The organism is Acinetobacter sp. 5862, from assembly GCF_024494585.1.
In the GTDB taxonomy this organism is placed as follows: Bacteria; Pseudomonadota; Gammaproteobacteria; order Pseudomonadales; family Moraxellaceae; genus Acinetobacter.
The window spans coordinates 1-8,137 of the sequence record NZ_JANHGP010000076.1 but is presented as its reverse complement, the minus strand read 5'-3'; the positions used below and the strand labels follow the sequence as shown (position 1 = coordinate 8,137).

Sequence of the window (8,137 nt, the reverse complement as noted above, 5' to 3'; positions counted from 1 at the left end):
ATGACAATTTTATATACTCCATAAACCCTTTAAATTAATTAGGTGGTTTATGTCGCACTTCAAGTTTTACTCTGCCCAGTATTTGGGAATCGATATGTAATCGCCACGCTGGATCTACCTAGCCATATCACAAATATTGCATATCTGCTAAGGAATACAAAACAATATTCAACTGATAACCTAATAAGGCAACATACTTTATTTTCCCTCTACGCCCCATTCGTTCCAAAGAATATACGTGATAAAGCCATTGAGCTAATGCACGGAAAAACTAATGGGGCTCTGCATACAATGTTAGGCGTTGCTGCATCTAGAATTAAAGCCGTTCAGAACTTTCAGGCTTGTCCAAAATGTATTGAAATTCAGCTAATAAAATATGGTGAAGCTTTTTGGAAAAGAGACTGGTTCATACCCAATCTACCGATATGTATAGAACATGGTTCATCCTTATCTATTTATAAAGAAAAACCATCAGATTCCAGACATCATTTTCAGCCATTCATAGAATCACATTTTTCAATAGAATCAGTTGGCTCAGTCTTTTCTCAAGACCTCATCATATCAGCACCAATACAGCAATTACTGAATCTTTTCTCATATCCATCAATATCTTTTGACCAATGGACTCACTTCTATTATGGATTGGCACAAGACTCTGGGTATGCACGTGGGCAACATATAAAACACGATCAAATTTTAGAACTGTTCTTACAATATTGGGGTCAAGAATATCTTCAAGCTAAAAATCTACTTTGTCATCAAAATGAGGAAAATTCTTGGTTAAAAAATATATTCCGTAAGCACCGAAAAAGCTTTAGTTTCTTTGAACATTTACTTGTTTGGCAAACTTTTCTTTCACGAGAGAAATTAGAAAATATTTTTCATCATGCTCAACATATTCAGCCAGTTTTCATAGTAAAAACAACAACTATTGAAAATGACTTAGATATTGTAAAGTGTGCAGAATACCGTAAAAAGTGGCAGCAGCTTGTTAGAAAGAATGGTATTAAGGTGAGTCGCTCCATAAGCAATGGAGGTGCCATCTATGCGTGGTTATATCGCCATGATTATAAATGGCTTCAACAATATAATTCCAAACATCAAGTAGTACGTTCGCCTCTTAACACTCGTGTAGACTGGCATAATCGTGATCGAGAATATGCAAAAGTACTATTGCGACTTGCTCACCAATTCAAAGATGATCTGAGTCCTACACCTAGACGTTCTAGAAACTGGTATCTTATGCAATTACCACAACATTCAAGCATAGAGCATAACCTCTCTAAGCTCCCATTGGTTAGATGCTTTTTGGTAAAGTATGTTGAAAGTATTACTGAATACCAGCTACGCAGAGTCTGTGTAGCTGTTAAAATCTTATCTTCAGATTTTCAACCGTTGCACTTATGGCGAGTTTTCCGCTTGGCAGGACTTAGCAAAGAAAGAATCACCCCTGATGCAGCAAGAATTCTAAAACTATCTGGATTTTTCAATACTCATGACGGTAAAAATTAATCATTTTGATCATAATGTAACAGTTACACATATTGGCGGCCTATTCAAAGGTTCAAAATCAAAAATCTGGAGTATTAACCTACAATGCTCACCAAAACAAGAAAAGAAATTTACTAACTTTAGCAATGCAGCCATGTTAATTCGTGGCAAAAAACTAAACTGTAGCGAAAGACAATTATCTAAACCGAATCTAGTGATTACTTTGTCTGATCAGAATTTTCTAACCCCCTCTCTTTTAAAAGATTTTGATGAATTATCAACGGATTCAAATCTTACATATTTTGAGGGAATACAAACTAGTTTCATTATAGAAGGACCCAATCAGGTCACTATTCATCTACCACAGTTTGAGCTTGCAAGAACACTTTTTCTCATTAACTCTTATTTTTGTCGGGCAAGCCTCAGTACAACGACCATTCAAAATGAATTTGCAATATGCCAAGATAATGAGGAAACAGTAATTGTCTTTTTAGAAAATACAATGCCTTTAAAACTTGTAAATCAAAAGGGAACCCAATGTCTATTAGCCTGGTTACTACTTGATCCTAATGCCAAACAGTCATTTGAAAGCATTTGTCGTTATTTTAATACTCAACTGATTGATAAGGATGGATGGAAGAAATGGATTTTTCAATTTGATCCACCCTCAATGGACGGTTGGACACTCCATTTTCGAGGAAGATATAATAGGTCACAAGATGCTTTTCTTGTTGAAGAAATTGTTGGCATAGAAATCGATACTGATATTCCTACTGACATTAGTTTTGATCACCCATCTTTCACTCAAATCAAGACGGAAGGACAACAATCGGAACAAGGCTACAAACCCGAATATAGTAGTACGCTTGACCCTACAATTGAAGATGGTACGACAGCGTCCATAGAGCACGGAGTTCGTATTTTGGATGGTAATGAGTCATGGGTGAGTTTCAAAAAACCATTGACCATCAACAAGAAAGGGAAAACCAAAATAACAGGACAGAAAAGCACGGATGCTGAAAATGATGAATCGGCTTCTGGTCATTTAGCGAGTACAGACGAGGCAAATAGTGCAGGCGATTTACCTGCGGCAGATGTAGGAGGGAAAAAGGACTACACAAATTATGATCAGAAATATGCCCAACGCTATCATGATTTCAACTCGATGATACAAGTGCTTCAATCTACACATCAATGTGTGCTATATGAATCACTTACCCATGAGCTTACGAAAGTTGGGCGTTCCGAGTGTCATAGAATCAGTAAAGATAAACTACGAACCATTAAGTTTGTTCACCTTTGCTATAGAAGTGATGACTTTCTTCTCATTGAATTAGATACATCAGATGGGGTAAAAAGTATATCAACTAAGTTAATCTACCTGACAACCGATGATTGGAAGATTTATTTAGATAAAATTAAGACTCATCTAGTCGCAAAATCACTGTCATGGCCAAATGATTTGTTTGATGATGTATTTGGTGCAAATGCCCATACTCATATTGTCCATCCACGGTTTTCATCACAAGGAAATGACTCTTCAGAAGCTGTTAATAATTGGGCTGTAAGAATTATGAATGTGTTAAAGGATCTATTTTAAATCAAGGAAAATTATCAGTTTATCAGACCAAATGATAAGGAAAAATATTTTAACTTTTGCTATAATTTGTTCATTCAATAAACAAAACCAAGAATTATGCTACCTAGTTTTCAAACACTATGTGGGGCACCATGGCGGATTTTACCTCCTGGTGAACATCTTGCTACATTACAAGAGGTTAAACAAACCTTAGCCTTTAATCCGCATAGACTTAATCTATTTAATGGACTTGTAAACGCAGCTAATTTACTCGCTCGGTCAGGATGTAAGTATTTATACCTTGATGGAAGCTATGTCACTGAAAAAGATATGCCTGGTGATTTTGATGCTTGTTGGAGCATTGAACAGGTTGACTTTAATATTGTTGATCCAATTTTTCTAGATTTAAGTAATGGGACTACTGCCCAAAAAGCACGATTTGGAGGAGAGCTCTTCCCCAACTGTACAGAAAGAGCATCAGGCAAATTGTTTAAAGACTTTTTTAAGAATGAAAAACATACAAATCAGGAAAAAGGGATTATTGTAATAGATCTTCAAGCCGAATTTTCTTTAATGAATCAGGGAGTGTAAAAATGATTTTAAACTCTTTTGAATTAAGTCTAACAGAGCAAAAAATTAAGCAGATACAAGCTACAATTATTGAAGTAGAGAAAGATACTTCTGTCGCTCCCTTTATATCAAAATTAGAATTAGATTCTTTAAATGTATTTTTAAATGAATTAGTTGAAGAGCGTGATGAGTTCTTAGAAATTAGCCAAAAATTTAAACACAAAATTCCTGTAAAAAAGGAAATACTTAAATACCCAGAAAATCTAGTTTATATCAGAATAGCTAATGATATTTCTCAAGAAGATATAGCTGCACTTTTAAATGTTAGTATTGAGGAAATAAAAAGACAGGAAGACTACCTTTATAGACATTTAGATTCTATTTCTTTATTAAGAATAAATGACTTTTTAGAAGAAAAAATATCGAATAGTTTAACTGTACATACGTCTCCAATTGATTGGAATAAATTTCCAATTAAAGAAATGTTAAAACGTAAATGGTTATTATCAGGCAATATTGATCCAATAAGTGCAATCAAAGCACGATTTACAGATCTTTTTGGTAACGAGCAATATGAATTAGCATTACATAGAAAGTTTCACTTTAATGGAAACTCCCCCAATGAATACTCATTGCTTGCATGGCAGATTCAGGTTCTCAGTAAAGCAAAAGAGATAACAAAGCAAATTAAGGTGCCAAAATTTAATAAAGATTCATCTTGGCTAAATCATTTAGTTAGAATTTCTACTAATTCAAATGGACCTTTAGAAGCTCAAGAATTTCTTTTATCAAAAGGAATTATACTAATTGTAGAGCCACATTTACCATCTACATATCTTGATGGTGCTGCAATGCTTTTGCCAAATACTTCAATCCCTGTAATAGGGCTCACATTAAGACAAGATCGCCTAGATAATTTTTGGTTTGTTCTTTTCCATGAATTAGGTCATATTTTTCTTCATCTGAATGCGGAACGCACCTCTATAGTTGATGAAGACGTAGGTATAACTAAAGATGAGGTTGAGATTGAAGCTGACAACTTTGCACTGAACAACCTAATTCCTTCAGAACAATGGGATATGTGCATGTGTAGGTTCTATATCAATGAAGATGCCTTAAATGAAGATGCCCGAAATCTAAATATTCACCCAAGTATTATTGCTGGTAGATTAAGAAGAGAAAACAATAATTATCAAATTTTTAATGAAAAAGTTGGATTAAAGCAAGTAAGAAAATTATTCTGGGGTGATGAATATGATTCTGAGTAACCATTATGTTCCTTTCTTAAAGTGGCGACAAAGTGAATACCAAGCATTGTTTAAACTCAAAAAAGAGATTAAGGATCTTATCACCCCTTATATAATAATGCCTCCAATCGAATATGATTTTGAAGAAAAGCGATTAAAGAAAACCATTCAAGAACATATTGAGCCGATGCCAAAACGGCTCAAAGACAAATGGGGTTCTAGACTTGCTCTTCTAGACTTTCATGACAGTATTGAACAAGGAATCATGGACAATGGAGAAAATGTTATAAAATATGTATATACCAAGAGTCTTGCTATGGGATGTAAACTAATTCCCGTTATTTCTTTCGAAAAGTCTAAATGGTATTTAACAGAAATTAAATCAATTATTAGTACACAAAATTGCGGCCTTGCTTTAAGACTTTTTCTTGAAGATTTAGATAAGCCAAATATAAATGGTGAAATTGATCAAGTATTGGAGATGTTTGATTTAAATATAAATAATATAGATTTGATTATTGATTTAAAAACACCTGATAAATTTGAGCCATATGCTTTGTTTTCCAACTTAATCTTTATGAAAGTTAATAAGATAAACAACATCAAAAGTTATCGTTCTTTTGTTATAGCAGCACATTCACTGAATCTAAGAGAGATTAAACAGCCTGGTGGGTTGTTTACTCGCCATGAATGGATGCTATATCCTTATCTTATAAAGAAGTTCAAAGATAAATTACCAACTTTTGGAGATTACACAACTGATGATATAGAGTTTCTCCCTCCTATGGATATGCGGAAGGTCAACCCATCAGCAAAATTAATTTATACACTGCCTCAGCATTGGCACGTCTTAAAAGCTAAAGCATTTAGAGGGAATGAGATCCAAATGGTTTCTCTTTGTGCAAATGTTATTGGACTACCAGGTTACAAAGGAGTTCCTTTCTCTGATGGGGATAAACGAATTCATGATACTGCTAATGGTAAAGCAAACTTTGGAAACCTAGGAACATGGAAGCAAGTGGCAATCAACCATCATATGACAAAGGTTGTTCATCAACTCTCCAGTTACCACGCTTCAATAATTTAGTTTTAATTTCCAAGGCTAATTGTTGGACAGTCATAACTTGATTCAATTGCTTATACAATTCTTTTCTAGTTTTATATTCAAGTCTCTCTGTAATACCATATTGATACAGTAGGTCAATAGCTTCTGACTTCCATAAGATATGAGCTAGACTAATGAAGTCTACATTTGGATTAAGTTTAGCTCGCCTAATAGAACGAAAACTTACGCCACCTCTAGGACCTTTAGTGGCTAGAATAAGCCCACACCATTCAGGGGTAGAAATCATTACATCTTTAAAATGATTTTCTGCTACAACAAAGGTGACTTTTTGCAAGCTTTTTGAATATTGTGATAACTGATTTTGTAATCTAAGTAGATTATCTTTAGAACTCTTAATTTCATAGCCATGAATACAGTTATCAAACACTGCTATGTCTACTCGATTTCGACCATGCTCTAAAGATAGCTCATCAACGACTAAATGATCGTCTTTAACGTAGTATTGCTTTTGCAATCTACTGTGTAAAGCATGACGAATATCTTGATCATTTGTTGCATTCATTTTCTTTAAAGTATCTAAACTTCACCTATATTTAAAGATGTATTATACAATGTAGAAAACTTAGACGATAGAAAGACTAACAATTTCCGTAGACAGTTAACAACTATTTTGTAATTATGAAAATAGGAAGTTTTAAATTTTTTATTTTAAGTTAAAAACTATTTTGTCATTTATATAGCAAAGAAATTATCTAACACTTTGATTTTGGTTGTTCTTTAGTTAACAACTATTTTGTCTGACCATATCAAGGGCTATTGTACTTTCCGAGGGAGAGACAGAAGATCAAGTCTTACCCTTGTTATTTGAGACTTATTGTGGAAAAACTACTTTTGAGCTAGGCATAAATTTTGTTGCAGTGAATGGCTCAGGAGCTAAATATCTTCCCTTTCTTATATTAGCCAAAGATTTTGACATACCTGTATTCATATTTTCTGATGGAGAATCTAAAACAGTACAAGAATTAAAAACTAATTATGAAAAAGTATTCGGATCAGTTGACTTGATGAGCTGTAATAATATTACTATCTTAAATAATACAGACTTTGAAGGATATTTATTAGAACAGAATTATACAGCATTGATAGAACACTCTATTAAACTGGTGAATGGTGAAAATTTTATAGAAAATTGGATAGAGCGTAAAAATGGTACTCCATTAAAACCTAAAAAGTCAGCTAGACCACCATGTACATTATGTAATCAGCCTATATTTGAATCTCTACTTAGAGATTACAGTGGAGATGAAGGTAGAAAGCGAGCGATTCTTGAAATTTTAGACTCAAGTAAACCTCAGTATGCAAAGGCTATTGCTGAAAGTTTATTATCTTTAACTGCTGATGAATTGCCACAAAAACTAAAAGATCTTTTTCAACAAATAACTACTGGAATTGGATATGAATCTCTCACAAATACAACTTCAGATAGTTGAGTCTCCTTTGGATGTACCTATTCAGGTCTTAGCATCTGCTGGTGCAGGAAAGACTCGGGTTTTAACTGAGCGTATAAAATATATCTTAGCGAATACCAAAAAGAATGGAGTGATAGCTCTAACATTTACTAATAAAGCTGCTGATGAAATGTTGATGCGATTATCTTTCGAGGAAAATATTCAAGAAAGAACATGGATTACGACTATTCATTCAATGGGTCAAAGGATTCTTGAAAAATATGGTCATACTGTTGGTTTACCTACTGACCTTCATGTTTATGAAAGAGATCAGGATAAAATGGAAATTTTTATGCAATCTTTACGTGAAGATGGCATAGATGTTGATGAATATCTTAATGTGGTAGATTCGAGAGAGTTAAAAAACAGAGAAAAGCAGTTACAGAAATATTTAGATGTGTTTGCTCAGATTAAAAGAGAGATACTTACAGAGTTTGATATTCTTGAAGAGTATCCAAATAAAAATGTATGGAAAATATATGAAGCTTATCAAGATTCAATGATCCGTAGTGGCGGAATTGATTATGATGATATTTTAATTTACGCACATAGAATATTGATAACACATGATTGGATTGCCAAAATTTACAGAGCTAAATGGCTTTGTTGCACAAACCTATCTGTAAAGGCTTTTTCAGCGATATAATTTTCAAATGAAGAAGCCTACACACAAAAT

8 protein-coding genes are annotated in these 8,137 nt (G+C 33.6%); 7 read left to right on the top strand and 1 reads right to left on the bottom strand.

Going from position 1 to position 8,137, the window contains the following annotated elements:
- Window positions 1-42 precede the first annotated feature (42 nt).
- The 5 genes from NO346_RS14480 (at window position 43) to NO346_RS14460 (ending at window position 5,974) form a co-directional block, all read left to right on the top strand.
- Complete coding sequence (locus tag NO346_RS14480; RefSeq protein ID WP_151711499.1) at window positions 43-1,512, top strand: TnsD family Tn7-like transposition protein; 1,470 nt, start codon at window positions 43-45, stop codon at window positions 1,510-1,512.
- Window positions 1,496-3,091: a Tn7-like element transposition protein TnsE gene (locus tag NO346_RS14475; protein ID WP_178883239.1), complete on the top strand. Its 1,596-nt coding sequence runs from the start codon at window positions 1,496-1,498 to the stop codon at window positions 3,089-3,091. Before NO346_RS14480 ends, NO346_RS14475 begins: the two co-directional genes overlap by 17 nt.
- A gap of 96 nt (window positions 3,092-3,187) precedes the next feature.
- Window positions 3,188-3,661 (top strand): hypothetical protein, encoded by a 474-nt coding sequence (locus NO346_RS14470; protein WP_005088774.1) that lies wholly within the window; start codon window positions 3,188-3,190, stop codon window positions 3,659-3,661.
- Between the two features lie 2 nt (window positions 3,662-3,663).
- Window positions 3,664-4,908: an ImmA/IrrE family metallo-endopeptidase gene (locus NO346_RS14465; RefSeq protein ID WP_005088776.1), complete on the top strand. Its 1,245-nt coding sequence runs from the start codon at window positions 3,664-3,666 to the stop codon at window positions 4,906-4,908.
- Window positions 4,895-5,974 carry a beta family protein gene (locus tag NO346_RS14460; protein WP_005088778.1) on the top strand — a complete coding sequence of 360 codons (1,080 nt, stop codon included), beginning with the start codon at window positions 4,895-4,897 and terminating at the stop codon, window positions 5,972-5,974. The genes NO346_RS14465 and NO346_RS14460 overlap by 14 nt, the downstream gene beginning before the upstream one ends.
- Here the strand turns inward: NO346_RS14460 and NO346_RS14455 are convergent.
- Window positions 5,913-6,515 (bottom strand): sce7726 family protein, encoded by a 603-nt coding sequence (locus NO346_RS14455; protein WP_005088780.1) that lies wholly within the window; start codon window positions 6,513-6,515, stop codon window positions 5,913-5,915. The genes NO346_RS14460 and NO346_RS14455 overlap by 62 nt on opposite strands.
- Window positions 6,516-6,750: 235 nt before the next feature.
- Between NO346_RS14455 and NO346_RS14450 the strand changes: the two genes are divergently transcribed.
- A complete protein-coding gene (locus NO346_RS14450; protein ID WP_338326823.1) occupies window positions 6,751-7,443 on the top strand; it encodes a TOPRIM nucleotidyl transferase/hydrolase domain-containing protein in 693 nt (230 codons plus the stop codon).
- Window positions 7,409-8,107: a UvrD-helicase domain-containing protein gene (locus NO346_RS14445; RefSeq protein ID WP_256415584.1), complete on the top strand. Its 699-nt coding sequence runs from the start codon at window positions 7,409-7,411 to the stop codon at window positions 8,105-8,107. Before NO346_RS14450 ends, NO346_RS14445 begins: the two co-directional genes overlap by 35 nt.
- Window positions 8,108-8,137 lie beyond the last annotated feature (30 nt).

Coding starts and splice junctions, on each gene's coding strand:
- NO346_RS14465 (WP_005088776.1), top strand. CDS start 3,664: ATGATTTTAAACTCTTTTGAATTAAGTCTAACAGAGCAAAAAATTAAG.
- NO346_RS14460 (WP_005088778.1), top strand. CDS start 4,895: ATGATTCTGAGTAACCATTATGTTCCTTTCTTAAAGTGGCGACAAAGT.
- NO346_RS14470 (WP_005088774.1), top strand. CDS start 3,188: ATGCTACCTAGTTTTCAAACACTATGTGGGGCACCATGGCGGATTTTA.
- NO346_RS14475 (WP_178883239.1), top strand. CDS start 1,496: ATGACGGTAAAAATTAATCATTTTGATCATAATGTAACAGTTACACAT.
- NO346_RS14445 (WP_256415584.1), top strand. CDS start 7,409: ATGAATCTCTCACAAATACAACTTCAGATAGTTGAGTCTCCTTTGGAT.
- NO346_RS14455 (WP_005088780.1), bottom strand. CDS start 6,515: ATGAATGCAACAAATGATCAAGATATTCGTCATGCTTTACACAGTAGA.